This window comes from Cupriavidus sp. BIS7 (genome assembly GCF_000292345.1).
Taxonomy (GTDB): Bacteria; Pseudomonadota; Gammaproteobacteria; order Burkholderiales; family Burkholderiaceae; genus Cupriavidus.
This window is the reverse complement of the sequence record NZ_ALOU01000066.1, coordinates 16,230-37,591: the sequence shown is the minus strand read 5'-3', so window position 1 is coordinate 37,591 and position 21,362 is coordinate 16,230. Positions and strand designations below refer to the sequence as shown.

Sequence of the window (21,362 nt, the reverse complement as noted above, 5' to 3'; positions counted from 1 at the left end):
CACCACCCGCCTCGGCGTTTCCCGCAGCGGGGCGGGGAGCCGCGAAAAAACTCAGGCTGCAAGCATTGGCTTGCCAAGCATCCTGGACAGCACGGCCTCGGGCGAGTGCGTGCGGTCGGCAATGGCGGCAGGGTCCAGGTAGATGGTCTGTTCCATCATCGCCTTGCCGCGCATGGCCGCATGAAGGAGCTGGTCGCTGAACACGATCCAGGTCGAACCGGGCGGGAACTGGAATTCCTGCTGCGGCACGGTCTTCTGGTAATCGAGATCAGCCTTGGCCAGGTCGTGAAGCTGCAGCATGCGGTGGTCGTATTCGCTGCGCGTGCGCTTGGTGATGTGCAGCGTCTTCATCAGCCACGCCTGCCCCGGCCACATGCCGTGGGTCTGCGGCACGAAGTGCTTGGCGAAATCGGCGAACGGCTCGCCCACCCGCCATACGCGCGGCGCCTGCGGGTCGATATTGTGGAATATGCGCAGCAGGCGCTTGCCAAGCAGCGGATTCGACGGGAATGAATCGATGTGCAGGCGCGTGTCGTCCTTGCGCCAGCTCACCGGGCGGCCGGCAATTTCGCTCGGGCGCAGGGACGTCCCGGCGCGCGTCATGTGCGGCCCGTACTCGGGGAACAGCGCGCGGATCAGGGCTTCGCTCGATTCGGCGTAGCGGTGAATCAGGTTGTACAGGTCGGTCAGGTCCTGCTGGCTGCCCGCCGCGCCACGCACGGCGCGGTCATTGGCGCGCAGGTTGATGTTCTTGGACTTGCCGTCCGAATAGCGGCTGTCGAGGAAGCGCTCCTCGCCCGGCGCGAAACGGAATTGCAGGTTCGGGAAGTACAGTACGGCGCCCTGCTCCAGCTCGCGGCGCAGCGCGGCCTGTGTCTCCGGCGAGACCTCGGGCGACCAGTCGGTATAGGGCTGAGTACGGATCAGATCCAGGGACATGGCCATTCCATTAAATTCGGTTTGGACCGGATTCTACCCCTGCGGCGCGCATTGTCAGGTGAAGCCAGATCAACAAAAAACCCCGCTCGGTCCTGATGGACCGGCGGGGTCTGTCCTGCACTCGGGCGGCTGGCGCTTACAGGCCGGCGGCTGCGCGCAGGATGGCGGCCTTGTCCGTGGCTTCCCACGAGAATTCCGGCTCTTCGCGGCCAAAGTGGCCGTAGGCAGCGGTCTTTTCGTAGATCGGACGCAGCAGATCCAGCATCTGCACGATGCCCTTCGGACGCAGGTCGAAGTGCTCCAGTACCAGCGCGGCGATCTTCTCGTCGGAGATCTTGCCGGTACCTTCCGTGTACACGGTCACGTTGATCGGGCGGGCCACGCCGATCGCGTAGCTGACCTGCACCTGGCACTGGCGCGCCAGGCCGGCGGCCACGACGTTCTTGGCCACGTAGCGGGCGGCGTAGGCGGCCGAGCGGTCCACCTTCGACGGGTCCTTGCCCGAGAACGCACCGCCGCCGTGCGGCGAGGCACCGCCGTACGTGTCGACGATGATCTTGCGGCCGGTCAGGCCGCAATCGCCTTGCGGGCCGCCAATCACGAAGCGGCCGGTCGGGTTCACCAGGTACTTGGTTTCCTTGAGCATCTCGGCCGGCAGCACCGGCTTGATGATCTCTTCGATCACGGCTTCGCGGATCTGGGCCTGCGAGATGTCCGGCGCGTGCTGGGTCGACAGCACCACGGTGTCCACGCTGTGCGGGCGGCCGTCCACGTAGCGCACGGTCACCTGCGACTTGGCGTCCGGACGCAGCCAGGGCAGGCGGCCATCACGACGCAGCAGCGACTGGCGCTCCACCAGACGGTGCGAATAGTAGATAGGGAACGGCATCAGTTCCGGCGTCTCGTCGCAGGCGTAGCCGAACATCAGGCCCTGGTCGCCTGCACCCTGGTTCAGGTAATCGTCCGAGGCGCGGTCCACGCCCTGGGCGATGTCTGGCGACTGCTTGTCGTAGGCGACGAGCACCGCACAGCCCTTGTAGTCGATGCCGTAGTCGGTGTTGTCGTAACCGATGCGCTTGATGGTGTCGCGTGCGACCTGGATATAGTCGACGTTGGCCGTCGTCGTGATTTCACCCGCCAGCACGACCAGGCCGGTGTTGCAAAGCGTCTCGGCCGCCACACGGGCGTACTTGTCCTGGGCAAGGATTGCGTCCAGGACGGCGTCCGAAATCTGGTCGGCTACTTTATCGGGATGGCCTTCGGAGACAGACTCCGAAGTAAAGAGGAAATCGTTCGACACGATCTGGTTTCTCCAGGTTGGCTATTGCGTGCCAGCCTCGGGGAAACGATGCGGCGACGCTTTAGCGGTATTTTCAGGCCCCTCTGGTAGAGCGGCATCGCCCCGCAAGTTGTCAGTTAACTCGGCGATGCAGGCTATTATACGCGCCTGCCGGCTTCGCTGCAGCGCGCCAATGATGGGAAAGCCACCGAGGGCGGCCGGCGCGAATCCGAATCCGAACTGACTCATTTTCGGCAGGCTCGCTGCCGGATTTAGCCCTGACGGCGATATGACTTTCATTTTCTGGCTGATTTCCCGCCTGCCCCTGCGCGTACTGCATGCCATCGGCGGCGCCGTGGGCCTGCTGGCGGCACGGCTGCCGGGGCGCTACGGCCGCCGGCTGGAGGAAAACTTCCGCCAGGCCTATCCCGAGGTTTCCAACGCCATGCTGGCCGATGCCGCGCGCCAAATGGGCCGGCTGGTCATGGAAATGCCGTACTTCTGGAGCCGCAAAACGCTCTCGGTGCATACGGAAAACCTCGACGACTATCTCTGGCCGGAACTGGCGCGTCTTGGTGCGGCCGGTAATGGCGTAATCATCCTGACTCCGCACCTTGGCTGTTTCGAGGTTCTGCCACAGTCGCACGCCAGACTGCGGCCCGTGACATGTCTGTTCAAGCCGCCCCACCAGCCGTGGCTGCGCGAGTTCGTCGAGCGCATGCGCGCGCGACCCAATATGGCAATGGCTCCGGCCAATCCGCGCGGCGTGCGCATGCTGGTCAAGGCGCTCAAACGCGGACAGGCGGTTGGCATCCTGCCCGACCAGGTGCCAAGCGGCGGAGAGGGCACCTGGGCGCCCTTCTTCGGCAAGCCCGCCTATTCGATGACGCTGGTGCACCGCTTGCAGCAACTGACCAGAGCCCCGGTGGTGATGGTCTACGCGGAGCGCCTGCCGAAGGGCGCGGGCTATCGCGGCCACCTGCGCATCCTGTGCGACGGCGGCATGCTGCCCGACGATCCGGCAGCGGCTTCGGCCGTGATCAATGCAACGATCGAAGACTTGATCGCGATCGATCCGACCCAATACCTGTGGGGGTATAACCGCTACAAGCACCCGGCCGGCGCCGAACTTCCGCCGGACACGCTCTCTGCCACGCCGACGGTTACCAACAACAATATCCAATGAGCCGCATCTTTACCTGGCTCGGCATCGCTCTGCTGACGGTGCTGGGCAAGCTCCCCTATCCATTTGTGGCCCGCTTCGGCGAAGCGCTGGGCGGCTTCCTGTTCCTGATTCCCAACCCGCGCCGCGAGGTGGTGCGCGCCAACCTGCGCCTGTGCTTCCCGGACAAGACAGACGCCGAAATCGAGGCAATGTCGCGCGAGACCTACCGCAAGGTTTTCCGCAGCTTTGCCGAGGGCGGCATCTTCTGGACCTGCAACGAGGCCAAGATGCGCCGTCTGGTACAGATCAACGACCAGGGCAACCTGCCCGCACTCGACGGCTCGCCGCATATCCTGGTGACGCTGCATCTGTCGGGGCTGGAAGCCGGTGCCATACGCCTGACGATGCACCTGCGGGACACCGTGGGCCGCTCTGGTGCATCGCTCTACACCGTGCAGAAGAACGCTCCATTTGACGATTTCCTGAAAGTGGCGCGTGGCCGCTTCGGCGCCAACATGATTTCGCGCAACGACAGCGTGCGCAACATCCTCCGCGTGCTGAAGAAGGGCGAGGCGCTCCAGTTGATCTCCGACATGGACTTCGGCGAGCGCGACTCTGAGTTCGTACCGTTCTTCGGCGTCCAGGCCCTGACGCTGACCTCGGTTTCGCGCCTGGCGCGGCTGGCCGGTGCCAAGGTGGTGCCGATCTATACCGAGCAGTTGCCCGACTACAAGGGCTACGTGCTGCACATCCTGCCGCCGTGGGACGACTACCCCGGCGAAAGTGTGACCGACGACACACGGCGCATGAACGCCTTCTTCGAGGAAGCGATCGGCCCGCGAGTGCCTGACTACTACTGGGTCCACAAACGCTTCAAGCACCGCCCGCCCGGCGAACCAGACATCTACTGATTACAATCTGCTTCATGAAAATCCAGTTCACCAAGATGCACGGCGCCGGCAACGATTTCATCGTGCTGGACGGCATTCACCAGAAGCTAGACCTGACCGACGCGCAATGGCGCGCGCTGGCCAACCGCCATTTCGGCATCGGTGCCGACCAGATCCTGATCGTCGAAAAATCAGACCGCGACGACGTGGACTTCCGCTACCGGATCGTCAATGCGGACGGCGGCGAGGTGGAGCACTGCGGCAACGGCGCCCGCTGCTTCGTGCGATTTGTCACCGACCGCGGCATGACCGACAAGCGCTCGGTGCGCGTGGAGGTCATGAACGGCGTGATCACGCTGATGCTGCAGGACGACGGCCAGGTGACCGTGGACATGGGCGAGCCCGAACTGACGCCGGCACGTGTGCCGTTCATCGCCGATGGCCTGCCCACGCGCAGCGACGGCGAGGACACGCTCTACGGGCTTGAAGTGAACGGCCGCACCGAGTGGATCTCCGCCGTGTCGATGGGCAACCCGCACGCCGTGCAGGTCGTTGAAGATGTTGAGCGGTTTCCGGTGCTGCAGGACGGTCCGGTCATCGAGCATCACAAGGCGTTCCCGAACCGGGTCAATGCCGGCTTCATGCAGATCGTCAACCGCAACACGGTGCGCCTGCGCGTATTTGAACGCGGCGCCGGCGAGACACTGGCCTGCGGCACCGGGGCCTGTGCGGCCGTCGTGGCCGGCATCCGTCGCGGCCTGCTGGATTCTCCGGTCAAGGTCCACACGCATGGCGGCGACCTGACCATCGCCTGGCATGGCAACGGCCAGTCCGTGCAGATGACGGGCCCGGCGACGACCGTGTTCGAAGGCTCCATCGACCTTGACGCGCTGCAAGTGGCGGACTGAGGCCCGCTCACCGGGCCACTTAGTCACTTAGCCACTTAGTTACTTAGCCACTAAGTCACCAAGACCTACCTGCATCGTCAGATGGGCACCACTCCTCTCTGGGCGCCGACCTGCTGGCGCGCCACCGCTGCAGCAATCTCACCCCGCTGCAGCTTGCCGTTTGCGGAGCTGGCCAGCGACGAAACGACCTCTATGCGGTCCGGCCTCAGCGCCCTTGGCTTGAGTTCCTCTCGCATGCGGCGCGTCAGTGCCGTGGTCACAGCATCGCCGTCACGATAGGCGTCGCCGAGCACGACGAACGCTCTCAGTCGCTTCAATCCGACTTCGGTCTCCACCGGGACCGCCGCAGCCTGGAGCACCCGGGCATCGGTCAGCAAGAAGGCCTCGAGCGCCTGTGGAGACACCCAGTGCCCCGCAATCTTCACGCGCTCGCTGCGCCGCGAGATAAACGACCAGCCTCCAAGGACACGGCTGAAGAGATCGCCAGTCTCGAAGGCGGGACGCTGACGCCATCGAAGGGCATCGGGCCGCGATTCCAGATAGCCGAGCATCATCGCCCGCCCAGTCAGCGCAACTGTCATGGCAGATTCTTCGTTCGATGCGCACTCGGCAGCAGTGAACGCGTACTCAAATGCGGCAACCTCCTTCAACCCGGCGCCCTCCCCCGGAACTTCGGTCAAGTACGGCAGAAACGTCTCCGTCGTCCCGATCGAGTCAACGAGATACGCCCCGGAGTACGCCTCCCAGCGCGAGCGAATGGCATCTGGCAACCGCTCCCCGGCCGAAAGACACAACCGCAGCGTACGCATGCGATAGATCCGGCTTGCGCGTGCCATCAGCAGGTGAAGCAACGTCGGCACGGCAAGGAAGACCGTGACGCCCTCGCGCTCAATCGTTTCCATGAATGCCTCATGCCGCGCCCACTCGGGCAGCAGCACGGCCGTCGCGCCCAACGACAAGGCAGTATGAATGCCCTGCAGCCCGAACGAAAAGTAGGGGCCGCTGCTGCCGAGCACGACATCGTCCGCACACATTCGCCAGAGCGCACGTGTGACATGACAATCGAACGCCGGAATAGCGCCGTGAGAATGGACACAGATCTTGGCCCTGCCAGTGGACCCCGATGACGCCAGACAGAAAGCCGGCTGACGCGCAGTGGCCGGCGCAGCGGCGGGAATGGCGGTCAACGGATCGATGACTTCCTCCGGATCGATCGCTGGCAGTGCGATGCCGGCAGCGTAGTAGCCAGTCCTGTCGTAGCAGATGAGATCGGGGCGGAAGTCGGCAAGCAACGCCTCACGCGCTGCTTCGCCGAGATCCGGATGGATCACGAACGGCAGGCATCCCGCACGCATCGCCCCAAGCCAGGCGCACAGCGTCTCCAGCGTGCTGCTGCCAAGAATTGCAATGCGCCTGCCCCGTCCTGCTTCATTGATCCGGGCGAGAAGTAGGTCGGCCGTGCGCGCGGTCGCGGCACGCAACTGCGTGTAGGTAAGCACGCGCCGCCGGCCGTCAATTCCGCATTCGACCAAAGCAGGGTGTTCACCGCGTTCGGACCTGACGTGCCGGTCGACCATCCAGTCGACGCAGTTGAACGATGGCTGTGGAACTGTCGTCATAAAGCCCTTCCCTCACGCCGACAGGTTCCGGGTGAATGCAGCACCCGGCGCCGATACTGGCGAATGCGAAGCCCGGCCGCCGCGCAAGGCTTCACCAAGCTTGCGGAGCATTGCACTGGGGTCATCGCGCTGAAACACGTTACGGCCGACACATAGTCCCGCGCCACCGCATCGGGCAATTGCGCGCGTGAGGTTGAGCAGCGCTTCATCCGGCATCAGCGCTCCACCAGCCATTACGACAGGCACGTGCTTGTGAATGCCGTCCAGCAACTCGCCAAGCGAGTCCGCATCGTCCGGCGCACCGATCTTGAGCACATCGACGCCGAGTTCGACTGCGGCACGCATGAAATGCCGCATGCGTGCGATGGCTTCATCCGGCCGGCCGGCTGTGCGGTCGTACACCATCGCCATCACTGGCAGGCCATATTGATGCGCCTGCTCCACGACATCGCCGATCAGCCGCAGATTGTGGGCCGCAGTTCCCGGCGTGAAGTTTGTCTGCACCGACACGGCGTCCGCACCCAACCTGATCGCCGCATCGACACTGGTCAGCAGCAGCTTGCGATCCGGCGCATCGTCCAGCGCCAGCGCGCCGTTCAGATGAACCATCATCCCGCAATGAATGGCCGGGCCAAGCCGTTCGGCGAGCCCTTTGTGCAGGACTACCCCCGTGACGAGATCCGGCGAGAGCCAGCGCGTCACGGTCTCGATACGGTCGATCCCGCGGATGGGCCCGACCGTCAGACCGTGGTCCATCGGGACGATCAGCGCCAGACCACTCGAACGATCCACAAACCGCGACCAGCGTCGCATACGTGCCGTGTCGGCCATGGTATGTCCTTTCGCAAATTGTCAGGGCTGCGCTGCACCTCAGGTATCGGCAAGCGCGCTACGGATGGGAACAGCCAGGATGCGGCGCGTCGGGAACAGGCTCGCCAGAACGGCCAGCAGCACGAATCCGGCAAACACCGCGCCATAGGTACCTGGCACCCAGGCGATCGTGACCGGAACCGCGTTGCTGGACCCCGGTGGCGTCCACATCCAACCTGCCGCGCGCACCGCATGGGTAATGGCCAGTGCGCCTAGCGTCCCGGCGATTGCAGCGCCCACGGCGAGCCAGGCATTCTCCAGCGCCGCCATGGCAGTCACGAAGCCGCGCGAGTACCCAAGGCTGCGCAACGTAGCCAGTTCGCGCTTGCGACGCATGAAGTTCGTGTAACTCGAATTGAGCAGGCTCGTGAACCCAACCACGATGGCGACGGCAAAGACGAAGCCGAAGAACGTGAGCAGCACGCCGCGCACCTCGCGATAGAACGTTGCCCGATCGGACCAGAGGAAGACGCGCGCGTCGATGCCTTCGCGACCAAACGCCTCGCCAATTCGCGTCCGTGCCTCCTGCATCTCGCTATCGGAGCGCAGCAGCACACGGTATGTCGATATGTCGTCGGTTCCCAGCAACCGCTGCGCCGAGGACAATGGCAGCACGGCAAGCCGGTCATTGACTTCCTTGATGCCCCAGTCCATCACGCCAGTCGGCCGTACGTACGATGCGTTGATGTACCCCGTGTGCTCGGTGACAGCCGATAGCTGCAGCGGTCCGGGCGGGCAATGGAACCGCCGCTCCGTCGGCGATTCCCCAACGCGAAGCGGCGCGAAGCCTTCCTGCGGCACATCGCAGCCGAGGATTCCCGCGAGGCCCTGCCCCAGCACCACGGCGTCGGCGTGTTCGGTCATCCAGAGCGGCTGACCGGCTACCACGTCGTACTCGTATGCCGGCCCCTTGATCCGGCGCACCGCATCGGCGTCGTACCCAACCCCTTCGAAGATGCCTGTCACCCCGTCACCGGCCACAAGACCGGAGACGCCGATGGACCGAGCAACCGCCGTGACGGCCGGGTCGACCGCCAGGATGGCTTCGATGGCGCGTTGCATGGCGGCGTCGATGGGCTGCTGCCCAACGCCTTCGAACGTTTCCGCGAGCGGTGATGTCGGCCGCTCGATGACCAGGTGGCCTCGTGCGCCCCAGCGCATGAACGCATCCTGCGTCAGCTTGAGATTCGCGGCCACATAGCCGAACAGAACATTCAGCGCCAGCACCGACACAAGCATGATGACGAATGTCCCCGTGGAGCGTCTCCCATGACGCAAGACGTTCCTTGCGGACAGAGACATCAACAGCATTCCTTTCATCGACGTACTCCTCCTCGTGTCAGCCGGTCACATCGCCGTCAACTGGTCGCGCGAGAACACTGACGCCGGATGAGCGGCCTCGCTGACGCCGGTATAGATCAACCGGCTGAACCGCTCCGGGAACGCGGCATTTACGATGGACATGGCCGATACGAAAGGCAGCCGCTTGCCATCACGGGCGACCGTATTGCCGTACTCGAACGTCGCGGTCTTGAAGACATCGCCGGATGCCGTCATGAAATCCGCCCGGACACCGAGCAGCGTCCGCTTGTCGAGGTAGTACACGATGCCCGCGTACGTGACCGCGCCGTGCGTGGCCTTCAGCACGAGCTTGTGGCAGTCGCGCCCGTCCAGCGTTACCTCTCCGCCATACTCCGGCGTGTAGTCGCGCGCATACTGCGTCGCGGCGATGTCTCCATTGGATGCCTCCCCCACCAGCCGCTGCTGCGGACTGACGCTGATCGGCCGGCGCAGTCCCGGCTTCGTGTACCACATGGCTTGGGATGCGATGAGAATTCGCTCCCCCTGGTACCGACGCGGCTCGGTTGTGCGAATCAGCGCATCGCCGTCACGCACCTTGACGGTGTACCGCGTGTCGGTAATACCCGAAGGCTCTTCCGAATGCACGGCGACGTCCCAGGTCAGATTGGCGTGCCCGCCGCGCGCCATATCGGCTTGCCGCAGCCACTCTGTCATCCTTGCCACGTCTGGCGAAGCGTCGGCAGCAAACGACTGAAGCGGAACCGTCAGCAAGACGCAGCCGGTGAATGCCGCGACCCCGCCCGCCAGTACTCGCGCCAACGATTGCGCGTGCTTCCCGCCTAGCCTCACGGTTCGCCGCAGACGCCACCAGGTCGTGATGGCGCTTGACACCACGATCAGCACACACCCCATCGCCAGTACTTTCGCCATCTGCTCCGGTGACAGCGATAGCGATAGCGGCACTGGCTGGGCCACGCGCGGCAGCATCGTTGTGACGCCCGCGCCCGCCAGCACGGCGAACACGGCCAGCGCGAACAGCGCGGAGATGGCCGCGACGATGCCCGCCGTCATGGTGCTTTCCAGCACGAAGATGCCGACGATTCGCCTGCGCGAGAAGCCCATGGCGCGCATTGTTCCGACCTCTTTCATGCGGTCCTCGATATTCATCGCCACTGTGTGCTGCACAGTGGCCACGGCAACCAGCGCAATCACAACGCCCGCGAATGCGAACAGCATGTTGAAGAACCCCATGAAGCTGTTGTAGAGCTGTCCGACTTGCGGACTCTTCCACGTCGTCACTTCGAATCGCCCTGGCATCGCTGCCTCCAGTGCCTGCGCGAGTTTGTCAGCGGCCTGATCGGTAGTCGCCCGGTCATCGAGCTGGACGATCATGCGCGAAACGGCGCTTGTATCGTAGAGCTCCTGCATGGACGCCAGCGACATCCTTAGCCCCTTGTTCTCGATGGCCTCGATACCCGTCGAGAAGAAATCGCCAATCGTGGCATCGATGGCGTTGCCGCGGTGTTCGTACGACGTGGCTACCAGTTGCACCTCCGCGCCCTTGCCACCACCGATGCGGTCCGCCAGATGCGGCGTCACGCGGATCGAATCGGAAAGCCGCGGGCCCGCGCCCGTATCGCCATCGCCACGCAGGGCGGCCTCAAAGTCGGGGTCCATTCCCGTGGCCAGGAACACAGCGCTGCGAGTGTCCAGCTGGATCATGCCGACGCCGGTCATGTCCGAACCCGTGCGCCGTACCCCCGGGGTTGCGTCGATCAGTGTCCTTACCCGATGCTGATCCTCGGCATCGAGCGCGTATTTCGCGGGGAACGAAGCCAGGTTCGCCTGCCCACCCTTGCGATAGACCTGCACATGACCGTTGCCTTGCGAATGGATGACGATTTTCGCCAGGGAGGCTTCCACGAAGTTGACATAGGCCAGGAACAGAAGCGCCGCCACCAGGCCGCTTGTCAGCGCCACCATCGTGGCGATCGTGCGCCTTCGATCGCGCCACAGGTTGTTCATTGCCAGCCCAATCATGAAACCAGCTCCCCTTCCGGCAAACGTCTGGCGGCCTGGACGCGACCATCGCGCAAGGTCACCACATCGCGCACGTTGCGCAAGAGCCGGTCGTCATGTGTCGAGAAGACAAAGGTGACGCCGTTGTCCCGGTTCAGCGTCTGCAGCAGTTCGATCAATGAAAAGGCGTTCGCACTGTCCAGGCTGGCAGTTGGCTCATCGGCAAGGATCAGTCTCGGCTCCGTGACAAGCGCTCTTGCAATTGCCACACGTTGCCGCTGTCCTCCAGAAAGATGGTCTGGCAGGCTGGCAGCGAATGGCGCAAGCCCTACCGCCGCGATGGCCCTGGTCACCCGGGCCCGTCGCTCGTCGGCGGACACGTCGTGCAGGTGCAGCGGCAATGCAACGTTCTCGTGCACGTTGAGCACGGGTATCAGGTTGAACGACTGGAAGATCATGCCGAACGTCCGCCCGCGCAGTTGGTCCAGTGCTGCCTCGCCGAGAGCGGCGGTGGATGTTCCGTCGATACGCACCTCACCCATAGTTGGCAGATCCAGACAACCGATCAGGTTCAGCAATGTCGTCTTGCCGCTTCCACTCGGCCCGGTCAACGCAAGAAAATCACCCTTCGCAATGGCAAGATCAACGCCATCCAGCGCGTTGACGGCGGTATCTCCAAGCTGGTACGTCTTCGTCACCGATATTGCTTCGACGATCGGCATGTCTTGCTCCATGTGCGGTCACAGATAAATTTCGAGTGCGGCATAGATGCCGTGGCTGACTGAGCGAACAAGTGGTGCGTCACTCGGACCAAACGTGCGTGTCAGGCCGATGAAGGCCGTGAGGTCGTCGCGCGGACTGAACGACAACTCCAGGAACGTCAGGTTGCCACCCGACGCCAGCGCGGTCAGCGTCCTGAAAACGACGCCGAAACGCCGATCGCCAAACAGGTTCGGCAACAGGGCCTGCATGTTCAGGTACTGCCCCTCCGGCAGCGGGTGCAGCGGACGGTTGCGTGTCTGCCAAACGCCTCCGGCCGGCTGGAAGGCCAGCAGCGGGTTCTGCAACTCGCCGTGGCTGAGGCGATAGCCGTTGTAGATGTACTCGATGCCCAGCTCGCCGCCAGAGCGCAATCCATAACGCAGGTTCACCAGTGCGTCGGACATCAGCCTGGCATCGTTCTCGCGCAGGTCGGGGCCTTCTCCCAATGTCCGCGCATAGCCTCGCGACGCCGAGAACTCGGCCCCGACTGTCCAGGCGTCATTGAGCAGATGTTGAAAATAGGCGCCCAGGTAAGGGCGATAAGGACCGCCGCCGCCTGCCACAACGCCGGCGGCAGTCGGTCGAACTCCCGTGCTCTGGTACTCGGTACGCAGCAGCCCGAAACCGCCTGAGCTGGATACTCCCGGCACGGACGCCACGTAGGGATTTGCGTAGAGCGCGGACACCATCCATGGCGGAGCGGGCGCATATGAAAGCATGCCGAGCCACTTGCCGGCGATCTCGCGGCGTGGCGTGGCGGTGCCGTTGTCGGGGAACAGCCGGTTGGTTGGCGAGAACAACATGCCAGGCCCCCAGGCCAGATAGCGCTTGCCTGTCAGCCACGTGACATCCTCCGACACATGACCGGCGGCGTAGACTTCCGTCCACGAAAACGCGGCGGGCGCCGGTGCGGCTGAGAAATTCGTATCCGATTCGAAGTAGCGCGCCCGGGGCTTCAGCATCAGCCGCGTTCCGGCACACCATGCCATCGCGCACGCCGCCGACACGTCAAGGCGACCTTCCAGATTGGCATAGCGATCATTCCAGCCACCCGTGCCATAGCGGTCGTCCCCCGCGAGCGCCTGCAGCGTCGTTTCCGCCCGGACATCGAAACCCGCCAGGCGCGTTTCGAGTGCCTGCGCGGCAAGCGGCAGCACGCCCGCAATCATGGGTGCCAGCCTGCGGCATCTTGCTGCAACTTGCGATCGCCTGGTGCGCTCGGCCAGCATCACGCGTCCCCCGCATTGGCTGCAGGGACATGTTCCTTGAACTCAGGTAGCCCCGGATAGCGCTCCCGCAGCTTGCGCCGCAGCGTCTTGCCAGTAGCGCCGATCGGAAACGATGCCCAGTCTTCGATCCATACATGCGCAAGCCGGTCCCTTGACGGCAGCATCGCATTCCATTCGTCCCGAAGTCTGGCTCCGGCTTCAGCAGGCACGCCCGAATGCAGGGCTACAACTGCCGCGGGTACGGCGGTTCCATCGGCGTTGATCACGCCAAACACGCTGACGTCCAGCACGGCAGGATGCTTGAGCAGCGCCTCCTCAATGGGCAGCGTGTATGTGAGGTGGGCCTTGCCGTGAATGACATCGACTTCCCGGTCCAGGTGAACGAAATCGCCTTCCGGCAATTGCATGACGATGTCGCCCGTGAACCACCATCCATCCCGCGAGGCCTTCATCAACAGGTCGTGCGCATTCCAGTACCCGCGGAACATCGCGGGTCCCTTGATCATCAACCGGCCGGGCTGGGAGCGCGCCACCGGACGCCCCGCTTCGTCCACTACCTTCACACGCGGGCCACCTGGCGTCGGACGCCCGACACGACGGCCGTACTTGCGCGTCCACGGTGTCACAAGACGCCACAAGGCCGCGATGCCGACCTCGGTCGAGCCGAGCCCATCGGAAAACACCGCCCCATCCCGGGGTATGCACAGGCGGCGAAAGAAACTTCCGTATTTGACGAACTCGCGTTGCTGAACCTCGTGAATCGCATCAGCCGTCGTTCCCCAGATCCGGATCGACGAAAGGTCGTAGCGGCTTGGGTCGCACGCCATCATGCGCGTGAACGTGATCGGAAACCCGAAGAACGCCGTGACGCGCCTGTCCGCGATGGTCTGGAGTGCGTGCACCGGGTCCATCCGGGTGCCGAAGCAGGTCCGCAAGCCAAGTAGAAGTACCGCATACGTGTAAAGATGCGCGACCTGATGGTTCATGGGTAGCGCGAAATACGCGTGGTCACGCTTCGATACCAGATTGAACTTCAGCACCGAGCGCAACGCCTGCACCAGGCCGCCCGCCGACACCATGACCCCCTTTGGCACGCCCGTCGTGCCGGAAGTATGGAAGATGAAGGCGATGTCATCCGCGCCGCATGGCGATGCCTTTACCGCCGTCATGGGCGTTCCAAGCAGTTTGCAAAGCGCATCGATGCGGATCCCTTCCCGCGTCGTACGTGCGTCCTCCAGGCCCCCATCGACGACGATGATCGTTCGTACGCCGCAATGCTGCAGACCGGCGGATTCCAATCGTGCCAGACCGTTGCGGTCCGTTACCAGCACCGTGGCATCAAGCCGAGCGATGTATGGGCCAGCGATGGCTGGGTCCAGGTTTGCATTGATCGGGGCAGCAATCGCACCAATCCAGTTGCTTGCCGCTGCGAAAAGGAAAATGTCGAATGCATTCTCCTTGTAGATGGCCACACGATCATTCGCCGAAACCGCCTGCCCGTTCAGCACTCCGGCAAGCTGACAGACGACATTGTGAATCGCTCCTGCAGACCATTCACGTGTATCGTGCTCCCGCCCATTCACACGTGGCTGCCATGACAGCGGTGCGTCAAGTTCCGCCACGATGCGGTTGGGATGATGACGAGCCGCGCGCACAAGAATCTCGAAATGGGGGGCGCGCGCAAATCGCAGACTGGCAAGCCGGCCTGCAACGCCTAGCTCTCGCATGACGTGCAGCATGTAGATCACGATTGCGCCCAGCGCGATACAGCCTATGATTTGAATCGGCGTCATATGGTCTTGGCTTCGGCGGTGAAGGCTGCGCTCACCGAACGCAACAGCCCCAGCAACTCCTTGCGATAGGGTTCGACGAGTTCCTTGCGAATATCGCGGAATGCTGCACGTCGATACACCACGTCGAGCTGCAACCGGCCATTGACGGTCGGCGGGTACAGAACGAAGTCGTAGGGTTCGAGCAGGCAACCGAACCCTACGTACTGCAGGGTCGGGTGGGCCGGGCCGAATCCGGACAGGTCTTCCCGGATCACACCAGGATTCGAGAGGCACGCATTGGTGCCCTGCGCTCGCCCGATCACGATACGGGTGAGCGGATCGAGAACAGGCATGGCAACGGACTGTGTCATGCACTCCAGGCGGCCTAGTTCTCGCTGCAGCGCCCCCGGACGCCTGGCGGCATCCATCGCCTCGTGCACGTGACCAACCAGGTCGGCGTCGGTCATTCCGCGGGGTGCGCGTACCGTGATCGGGAGAAGGTAATTCCGAAATGATTGGTCGTAGACGGCGTCAAGGCTGTTGCGCAGACTGAGTGCGCAAGTCACGCGTGTCATCGGTCGTGCGCCGCTGCGCTCAACCAGCCGAATGAGGGCCGCAAGGAACAGGGTGTTGATGGTGACGCCCGCATACCTGGAAGCGTACCTGATGGCAGCTGCGGTCTCCGCGTCCACCAGACTCTGGAAAAAATCGATGTCGGAATGCGGGACATCGGGCGCCCGCTTGCACACCAGACGCTGGTCGCTTCGCAGAATGTCCCGCGCAATGCTGCAGCCCGCACTAACCAGGCGACGCAACCGTGCATGGGGCGTGTACCACGCAGGCAAGATCGCTTGTAGCGTTGCGAATCCGTGCTCTTCCTTCGCCACTTGCGAACGCTCATCCGCGCCTTCGTTCGCCGCAAACTCTTTCATGATGCGCGCCAGCAGCAGGCAGTCGCTGCGCGCATCCGCCACCGCATGCGCGCTCGTCAGGTACACACATGAGGACTGCCCATCCCGTGCGAGGATCAGGTAGACCTGGATCGGAGGCCGGCGCAACCAATCCAGGCGGTTGCTGCGGCTCAACGTCATCAGCATGCCCCGGAATGCCGCGTCATGGAGATCGCATGGTCCGTCCCAGTCATGGAGCGAAACGCCAAGCGGCGCCCATTCCAGGGGCGGCCTTGCATCGGGGGCGGCAGAATGACGCGCACGAAGCAGGGGGAAGGACTGTGCGGCGCGGCGCACCGCAGCCGACAGTCGTTGGGCATCCAGAATGCCCCGCACCACTACGATCTGGTTGGTGTTGGTGTTTTCCAAACGCACCAGTTGGACGAATGCGGAGGTCAGCGCATCCGTCGGTGCCAGGGGATTGTTGGTGAGATGGCGAGGCACGGCAGTCATCCGGCGGCCTCCGCCGGTACGACTGCGCCATCCCCCGCCGACCGAATGGCATCGACGTACCAGAGAATCAACTTGCGCAACTGGGTTGTGCACACGGGCTCCGCACCCGAGTCACGGCCGAGCACAGCATCGAGCCGCGTGCGCCGGAAGTCCCAGTCCATCTCGGCGAACGGACGGTTTGGTCCTACTGCTCGCGCGAAAACGCGGTCGTGAGAGCTTTCCGCCGGTGCTGAGACAATCTGTACGCCCAGCAGGTCGCCGATCATCGACAGCATGTCGCGGGAGGACATCGACCTGCCACCTGCGCAATGGAACACTTCGAAATTGCCGCGATCATGCTCCTGCAATGTCAGATCGACGGCGTCGCGAACAAGGCTATCCACCGTGATCAGGTCGATGCACGGACCATCAGGCATGTCATAGGCGACTCGCGTTTGCCCCGCCGCCCGCGCTGCCTCCACCGCCTCCACGAACATGTAGAAGCCAAAGCCGTTGCGGCGCGTCCATCCTGACTGGCTGTGCCCGACGACAATCGTTGGGCGAAACAGTGTCACTGGCAGATTGCAGGCCGCGTGCAGCGTGTGCAGTGCCTGTTCCGCTGCCCATTTGGTGACCTGGTATGCGTTCACCAGCCGTTGCCCCGCGTGTAGCTGCTCCTCGGTGGCTCCCCCACGCATGCCCGCCGTGTATGCCGTCGACATGTGGTAGAAGCGTTTGCAGCGCGGTAGCTTTGTCGATGCCCAGCGATATAGCGCCGCGGTTTCGCAGACATTCGTATTGAACGCCTGCGTCAGCCGAAGGCCCGAGTGGCTCATGTCGGCAGCGCAGTGCCAGACGGCATCGATGTCGTCGATCGCCATGTCATCGAGCGATTCGGAGAGCGCCCGATCACCCATGTCGAACGTCCGAAGGCGGTCGGCCATTTCCGCCGTGAAGCGGATGCCACACCCCCTGGCAGCCTCGAGGATGGCCGCAAGGGTACGGTAGCCGGCAGTGTCACGCCGCGAAATTGCCGTGACCTGCACGCCCCGCGCCAGCAGCATCGTGGCCAGCACGCTGCCAACGAATCCCGTCGCGCCGGTCAGAAGAATCCTGGGCATCAGCATTCAATGATGTGTTCGTCGACCTGCACGCCCACATGGCGCCCCGGCTGCGTCGTGAAGCCCAGCACCTTGTCTCCGGGGCGCAGTTCGGTGATGTGGCACGGCCGCGCATCTGCGGAGAAGATCCGCACGTGCCAGTCGTCCTGCATCACGATGTTGACCATGTGGCCGTCATCGAATCGGACCTCTATCAACAGCAGAGGCCGGATTTCGGTCTTGACGCGGCCAACGTAGACTTGCCGGCAGTGTCCGGATGCACTGACGGCCGTAACCTGGGAGCCCGCCTTCAGTTCGCTGATGTAGTTCGTGCGATCGTTGGCATGAAAGACGTAGCTATGCACGGCAGCCGCGTTGATGCGGAAAGGTCGAAGCTCCATATAGGGAAGATGGAACACCTCCGGACAACACAGAATGCCGCCCGTGGAAGTCGAGCCCACCAGCAGCCCCTCGTCCGGCGCAAACATGTGGGTAGTGTCGATGCAGGCGCGATAGCCGAGCCCGAGATGCCGCGTTGCCACCACGGTTCCCACCTGGATCTGCATGGGTGGATTGCTGACGGCCGTGAGCCGCGTGCGGAAGTCGTCGAACTGGGCCGGTTCGTCGAACTGCACGATCACGCCATCGCTGCCAAGCTCAAGCACGCCGAGCGCGATGACCGCGTCATCGATGTCCACGCCGACCTCCTTGACCAGGCGCACATCGGTACCGTGAAGTTCGGCAATGACCAGTTCGAGCGGAATGTTCGTCGGGTCCTTGAACGACACCATGACGGCATCGTGTTGCGCCCCCTCCTGGAACGATTCACCGAGGGTAGCGGCATCGTCGACGTGTTTGCGCAAGCAAGTGCGCCACCCTGCGTGGGCGGCCAGCGAGAGAACGGCGACATCCGCGCTTGCCGCAAAGGGCATGGCGTTACCCCTTTGAGCGAAGCCCGCGTAGAAGCTCCGGGCGGCCTCCCATTCCTCCGGATCTGCCACATTGAAGATCTTGACGACTTCGGAAGAGAACGCCTCGGCAAGATCCTCCCAGTTCTGGGGATACAGCAGTACGCCGTTGAACCCGGTCTCGGCGATCTTCGCAATGAGCGCGATGCGAAGATCGACATCAAGTGAATCCAGCGCCCGCGTGTCATACCAGAGCGCCACTGCACCATCTTCCACTCCGTTGGCGGCATCATGAAGCGCCGACACCGATTTCCGCCTTTTCCGTCCGATTTCCGGAATAACAGCGATGGACTTGGCCTGGACGTCTATGGTCATGCTCGGATCCTTTTCAAGAACGTGCTACGAATATGTAGATAGGATTTTTCTTATCCTCTGGAGAGATTTCGATTATCTGATTCGGATGATCGTATTCTTCGTGCCTTTGAGTGGCACTCCACACGAGTCCAGTCAATATTCCTGAGGGCTTCGATATTCAGCACTCCGGCACGACGCATTTCTTCGAAAACTCCGGCCTTCACCCACTCGCGAAACCGGCGGTGAACCGTGCTGCCGGAACTCAAACGATGTTGATCGAGCGCCTTCCAGTGACAGTTCGAGCGCAGCACGAAAAGAATGGCGTCCATGATGATGCGATCGTCCGTACGCGGCCGCCGGTTTCTGCGCACCTCGCATGCGGGCAGGAAACGGCTGATTTTTCCCCATAGGGCATCGTCCATTCTCCATTTGTCGTCGCTTACCAGGTGTCTCATGGGATTCACTCGCAGCTTTCAAATCTGGCGGCCCAATAAGGAAATGACGGCAGCCCAGATTAGCATCACGCAACACGCCGCATATCCCAAAATTCTTATCTTTGACGATCATCAATCCAAATATCGTCGCAATAAGAAAATCGATAACTTGTTATTTTCAGATTTTTCTTAAAGATTCCGATGCCAACCGGGGCGCGGGTCGCGAGAAGGACGGAGAGGAAGGCCGCATTGACGACGCCTTCGGCATGGCGGACCATGTCGGCTGTATGCCACCGGCCGACTGGAGCCCCCATGGAACTGGAAGATTTCTGCATCACCTCTGGCAAGGAGTTCAAGCTTGCCGATTTCGATGCACAGAGCAAACCGCTTTCCTCCGGGAACAAGGAAGCCGACATTGCGCGCCTTGGCGAACTATCGACGCACCTCGATGCAGAGCAGGACATCTTCTACGCCGAGCACCGACGCAAGCTGCTGATCATCCTGCAGGGCATGGACACCAGCGGAAAGGACGGCACCGTGCGTTCGGTCTTTCGCAGTTTCGACCCTCTGGGCGTACGCGTGGCCAGTTTCAAGGCGCCGACCGCCGAAGAGCTTTCACACGACTACCTGTGGCGCGTGCATGCGCAGGTGCCGCGCCAGGGCGAGATCGCCATCTTCAATCGCAGCCATTACGAAGACGTGCTGATCACGCGGGTGCACGGCTGGATCGACGAAGCCGAGTGTTTGCGGCGCTACAGCCAGATCCGGGCCTTCGAGCAGATGCTCATGGAGACTGGAACGACGATCATCAAATGCTTCCTGCACATATCGAAGGCCGAACAGAAGGAGCGGCTCGAGGCGCGCATCGCAGATCCGCAAAAGCACTGGAAGTTCGACATGCAGGACGTGGCTGAGCGCAAGTACTGGAAGGAATACCAGCAGGTCTACGAGGCCGCGATTGCCGCCACGGCCACGCCCGAGAGCCCGTGGTACATCGTGCCGGCAGATTCCAAGACCCATCGCAACCTGATGGTGGCGGAGATCCTTGCCGAAGTGTTCCGCAAGCTCAAGCCGGCGTACCCGCCGGCCAAACCCGAGTTGACGAAGGTCGTTGTGGAGTGAGCGGGCTTGAGTGAGCGGGCTTGAGTGAGCGGGCTTGAGTGAGCCGGCTTACTTTTCGCCGTCGCCGCGGTGTACGTCGTGCGTGACGAACGGGTGCTCCGGACCAGGCATCGCCAGCCATTTCGGATGTTTGAGGGTTTCGCGAATGTCCTCAAGACCGCTGGCCCAGTGCTCGTGCATCGTCAGCACGCCGAACTGGTAGTCCTTGGCGCTGCCTTCGAATGACTTGTCGCGATAGATAAGCTGGATCACGTTTCGCCTCGCGTCGCACGCGTGGTCGGCCGCGCGCTGGTACGAGGGGTCTTTGCGTTTTGATTCCGGCACCAGCGCCATCAGCTCGCTGAGCATGCGGCGGTAGTTCTGCTGCTCGCGCATGTAGTCGGTGATCGCGCGCGTGCGGCTGGAGTACTGGATATCCTTCTGCCGCTCGGCCACGTCCATCAGGTTATGCGGCAGCCTGCCGCGTGCGCTCCACAGGTCCACCTGGAAGATCAGCGCGTCGCGGCGCGGCTGGGCCGTCAGTACTTCCTGCAACGGCGTGTTCGATACGAGCCCGCCGTCCCAGTAGTACTCCCCATCGATCTCGACCGCCGGGAAGCCCGGCGGCAGCGCGCCCGATGCCATGAAATGCTCGGCACGCAGCGTCACACGCGTATTGTCGAAATAGGCAAAGTTGCCGGTGTGCACGTTGACCGCCCCGACGGACACGCGCATTTCCTTCGGATGATTGATCCGGTCGAAATCGACAAACCGCTCGAGCGTGGCCTTGAGCGGCGCGGTGTCGTAGTAGCTGGCGCGAGCGGGGTCCTCGAAGCGTGCCCAGAGATCGGTGATCGCTCGCGGCGTGAAGAATCCGCGCTGGCCTTCGACCACGGCGCGCGCCGCGTTGATGCTGTCGAACCAGACGCGCATCGGCTCGGGCCACAGCGGCGCGGCCTCACTGAGCACCTCCAGCGGCAGCCCGGGCAGCCACGGCTGCGCGCAGATGTACTCCCAGAATGCGCGCAGTTGCTCGACGCGTGTCTCCGGCGGATTGCCGGCGATCACGGCGGCATTGAGCGCGCCAATCGAAATGCCTGCGATCCAGTTGGGATGGATACCGCCCTCGGCCAGCCCCTGGTAGACGCCAGCCTGGTACGAACCGAGCGCGCCGCCGCCCTGCAGCACCAGCGCGCGGACCGCATAGGCTTCGTGAGCCGGCCCTTCACCGGGCTCCACCGCTGGCGCGCAATGCTCGCTGAGCGTGGACCGGCGTGCACGGTTGCCACGCTTCGCGCGCTCCGGCGTCGCGGGCGACGATGAGTCCTG

18 protein-coding genes are annotated in these 21,362 nt (G+C 63.1%); 4 read left to right on the top strand and 14 right to left on the bottom strand.

Features of this window, described 5'->3' with window-relative positions:
• Nucleotides 1-51: 51 nt before the first annotated feature.
• Nucleotides 52-945: a Kdo hydroxylase family protein gene (locus B552_RS0121405; protein WP_019451104.1), complete on the bottom strand. Its 894-nt coding sequence runs from the start codon at nucleotides 943-945 to the stop codon at nucleotides 52-54.
• 130 nt (nucleotides 946-1,075) lie between these two features.
• The gene (gene metK, locus B552_RS0121400; RefSeq protein WP_019451103.1) at nucleotides 1,076-2,239 is read right to left on the bottom strand and encodes a methionine adenosyltransferase; all 1,164 of its coding nucleotides are present in this window, start codon (nucleotides 2,237-2,239) and stop codon (nucleotides 1,076-1,078) included.
• Nucleotides 2,240-2,507: 268 nt separating this feature from the next.
• Here metK and B552_RS0121395 point away from each other — a divergent pair, with 268 nt between their 5' ends.
• The 3 genes from B552_RS0121395 to dapF are packed head-to-tail and all read left to right on the top strand — an operon-like array spanning nucleotide 2,508 to nucleotide 5,181.
• Entirely contained in the window at nucleotides 2,508-3,404 is an 897-nt protein-coding gene (locus B552_RS0121395; RefSeq protein ID WP_019451102.1) for a lysophospholipid acyltransferase family protein, read from the top strand.
• Nucleotides 3,401-4,294: a lipid A biosynthesis lauroyl acyltransferase gene (locus B552_RS0121390; protein ID WP_019451101.1), complete on the top strand. Its 894-nt coding sequence runs from the start codon at nucleotides 3,401-3,403 to the stop codon at nucleotides 4,292-4,294. The genes B552_RS0121395 and B552_RS0121390 overlap by 4 nt, the downstream gene beginning before the upstream one ends.
• Before the next feature lie 14 nt (nucleotides 4,295-4,308).
• Nucleotides 4,309-5,181: a diaminopimelate epimerase gene (dapF, locus tag B552_RS0121385; protein ID WP_019451100.1), complete on the top strand. Its 873-nt coding sequence runs from the start codon at nucleotides 4,309-4,311 to the stop codon at nucleotides 5,179-5,181.
• Between the two features lie 77 nt (nucleotides 5,182-5,258).
• Here dapF and B552_RS27780 read toward each other — a convergent pair whose 3' ends face one another.
• The 11 genes from B552_RS27780 to B552_RS28595 all read right to left on the bottom strand — a co-directional run bounded on the left by B552_RS27780 (nucleotide 5,259) and on the right by B552_RS28595 (nucleotide 18,920).
• Nucleotides 5,259-6,758: an AMP-binding protein gene (locus B552_RS27780; RefSeq protein ID WP_162137621.1), complete on the bottom strand. Its 1,500-nt coding sequence runs from the start codon at nucleotides 6,756-6,758 to the stop codon at nucleotides 5,259-5,261.
• A 54-nt stretch (nucleotides 6,759-6,812) separates the two neighbouring features.
• Nucleotides 6,813-7,631 (bottom strand): hypothetical protein, encoded by an 819-nt coding sequence (locus tag B552_RS0121375; RefSeq protein ID WP_019451098.1) that lies wholly within the window; start codon nucleotides 7,629-7,631, stop codon nucleotides 6,813-6,815.
• A gap of 39 nt (nucleotides 7,632-7,670) precedes the next feature.
• Nucleotides 7,671-8,990, bottom strand: coding sequence for an FtsX-like permease family protein (locus B552_RS0121370; RefSeq protein WP_035880155.1), 1,320 nt, complete (start codon nucleotides 8,988-8,990; stop codon nucleotides 7,671-7,673).
• A 27-nt stretch (nucleotides 8,991-9,017) separates the two neighbouring features.
• Nucleotides 9,018-11,012 carry an outer membrane lipoprotein-sorting protein gene (locus tag B552_RS28140; RefSeq protein ID WP_019451096.1) on the bottom strand — a complete coding sequence of 665 codons (1,995 nt, stop codon included), beginning with the start codon at nucleotides 11,010-11,012 and terminating at the stop codon, nucleotides 9,018-9,020.
• Nucleotides 11,009-11,713 (bottom strand): ABC transporter ATP-binding protein, encoded by a 705-nt coding sequence (locus B552_RS27775; protein ID WP_019451095.1) that lies wholly within the window; start codon nucleotides 11,711-11,713, stop codon nucleotides 11,009-11,011. The genes B552_RS28140 and B552_RS27775 overlap by 4 nt, the downstream gene beginning before the upstream one ends.
• 18 nt (nucleotides 11,714-11,731) lie before the next feature.
• Nucleotides 11,732-12,922 (bottom strand): hypothetical protein, encoded by a 1,191-nt coding sequence (locus B552_RS0121355; protein WP_157160318.1) that lies wholly within the window; start codon nucleotides 12,920-12,922, stop codon nucleotides 11,732-11,734.
• 59 nt (nucleotides 12,923-12,981) lie between these two features.
• Nucleotides 12,982-14,709 (bottom strand): acyl-CoA synthetase, encoded by a 1,728-nt coding sequence (locus B552_RS27770; protein ID WP_237718310.1) that lies wholly within the window; start codon nucleotides 14,707-14,709, stop codon nucleotides 12,982-12,984.
• A 62-nt stretch (nucleotides 14,710-14,771) separates the two neighbouring features.
• A complete protein-coding gene (locus B552_RS29275; RefSeq protein WP_019451092.1) occupies nucleotides 14,772-16,157 on the bottom strand; it encodes a hypothetical protein in 1,386 nt (461 codons plus the stop codon).
• Nucleotides 16,154-17,257: an SDR family oxidoreductase gene (locus B552_RS0121340; protein WP_026035903.1), complete on the bottom strand. Its 1,104-nt coding sequence runs from the start codon at nucleotides 17,255-17,257 to the stop codon at nucleotides 16,154-16,156. The genes B552_RS29275 and B552_RS0121340 overlap by 4 nt, the downstream gene beginning before the upstream one ends.
• Nucleotides 17,257-18,519 carry a 3-dehydroquinate synthase II gene (locus B552_RS0121335; protein ID WP_026035902.1) on the bottom strand — a complete coding sequence of 421 codons (1,263 nt, stop codon included), beginning with the start codon at nucleotides 18,517-18,519 and terminating at the stop codon, nucleotides 17,257-17,259. The genes B552_RS0121340 and B552_RS0121335 overlap by 1 nt, the downstream gene beginning before the upstream one ends.
• A gap of 50 nt (nucleotides 18,520-18,569) precedes the next feature.
• Nucleotides 18,570-18,920 (bottom strand): transposase, encoded by a 351-nt coding sequence (locus B552_RS28595; protein WP_157160316.1) that lies wholly within the window; start codon nucleotides 18,918-18,920, stop codon nucleotides 18,570-18,572.
• A gap of 324 nt (nucleotides 18,921-19,244) precedes the next feature.
• On the opposite strand from B552_RS28595, the gene B552_RS0121330 reads away from it, so the two are divergent.
• The gene (locus tag B552_RS0121330; RefSeq protein ID WP_019451088.1) at nucleotides 19,245-20,054 is read left to right on the top strand and encodes a polyphosphate kinase 2 family protein; all 810 of its coding nucleotides are present in this window, start codon (nucleotides 19,245-19,247) and stop codon (nucleotides 20,052-20,054) included.
• A gap of 48 nt (nucleotides 20,055-20,102) precedes the next feature.
• Here B552_RS0121330 and B552_RS0121325 read toward each other — a convergent pair whose 3' ends face one another.
• Complete coding sequence (locus tag B552_RS0121325) at nucleotides 20,103-21,272, bottom strand: patatin-like phospholipase family protein (RefSeq protein ID WP_237718309.1); 1,170 nt, start codon at nucleotides 21,270-21,272, stop codon at nucleotides 20,103-20,105.
• Nucleotides 21,273-21,362: the final 90 nt, after the last annotated feature.

What these genes read in the sequence shown, in the direction of transcription:
- B552_RS0121405 (WP_019451104.1), bottom strand. Translation starts at nt 945, where the DNA reads ATGGCCATGTCCCTGGATCTGATCCGTACTCAGCCCTATACCGACTGG.
- B552_RS0121395 (WP_019451102.1), top strand. Translation starts at nt 2,508, where the DNA reads ATGACTTTCATTTTCTGGCTGATTTCCCGCCTGCCCCTGCGCGTACTG.
- B552_RS0121390 (WP_019451101.1), top strand. Translation starts at nt 3,401, where the DNA reads ATGAGCCGCATCTTTACCTGGCTCGGCATCGCTCTGCTGACGGTGCTG.
- dapF (WP_019451100.1), top strand. Translation starts at nt 4,309, where the DNA reads ATGAAAATCCAGTTCACCAAGATGCACGGCGCCGGCAACGATTTCATC.
- B552_RS27780 (WP_162137621.1), bottom strand. Translation starts at nt 6,758, where the DNA reads ATGGTCGACCGGCACGTCAGGTCCGAACGCGGTGAACACCCTGCTTTG.
- B552_RS0121375 (WP_019451098.1), bottom strand. Translation starts at nt 7,631, where the DNA reads ATGGCCGACACGGCACGTATGCGACGCTGGTCGCGGTTTGTGGATCGT.
- B552_RS0121370 (WP_035880155.1), bottom strand. Translation starts at nt 8,990, where the DNA reads ATGAAAGGAATGCTGTTGATGTCTCTGTCCGCAAGGAACGTCTTGCGT.
- B552_RS28140 (WP_019451096.1), bottom strand. Translation starts at nt 11,012, where the DNA reads ATGATTGGGCTGGCAATGAACAACCTGTGGCGCGATCGAAGGCGCACG.
- B552_RS27775 (WP_019451095.1), bottom strand. Translation starts at nt 11,713, where the DNA reads ATGCCGATCGTCGAAGCAATATCGGTGACGAAGACGTACCAGCTTGGA.
- B552_RS0121355 (WP_157160318.1), bottom strand. Translation starts at nt 12,922, where the DNA reads ATGATTGCGGGCGTGCTGCCGCTTGCCGCGCAGGCACTCGAAACGCGC.
- B552_RS27770 (WP_237718310.1), bottom strand. Translation starts at nt 14,709, where the DNA reads ATGCGAGAGCTAGGCGTTGCAGGCCGGCTTGCCAGTCTGCGATTTGCG.
- B552_RS29275 (WP_019451092.1), bottom strand. Translation starts at nt 16,157, where the DNA reads ATGACTGCCGTGCCTCGCCATCTCACCAACAATCCCCTGGCACCGACG.
- B552_RS0121340 (WP_026035903.1), bottom strand. Translation starts at nt 17,257, where the DNA reads ATGCCCAGGATTCTTCTGACCGGCGCGACGGGATTCGTTGGCAGCGTG.
- B552_RS0121335 (WP_026035902.1), bottom strand. Translation starts at nt 18,519, where the DNA reads ATGACCATAGACGTCCAGGCCAAGTCCATCGCTGTTATTCCGGAAATC.
- B552_RS28595 (WP_157160316.1), bottom strand. Translation starts at nt 18,920, where the DNA reads ATGGACGATGCCCTATGGGGAAAAATCAGCCGTTTCCTGCCCGCATGC.
- B552_RS0121330 (WP_019451088.1), top strand. Translation starts at nt 19,245, where the DNA reads ATGGAACTGGAAGATTTCTGCATCACCTCTGGCAAGGAGTTCAAGCTT.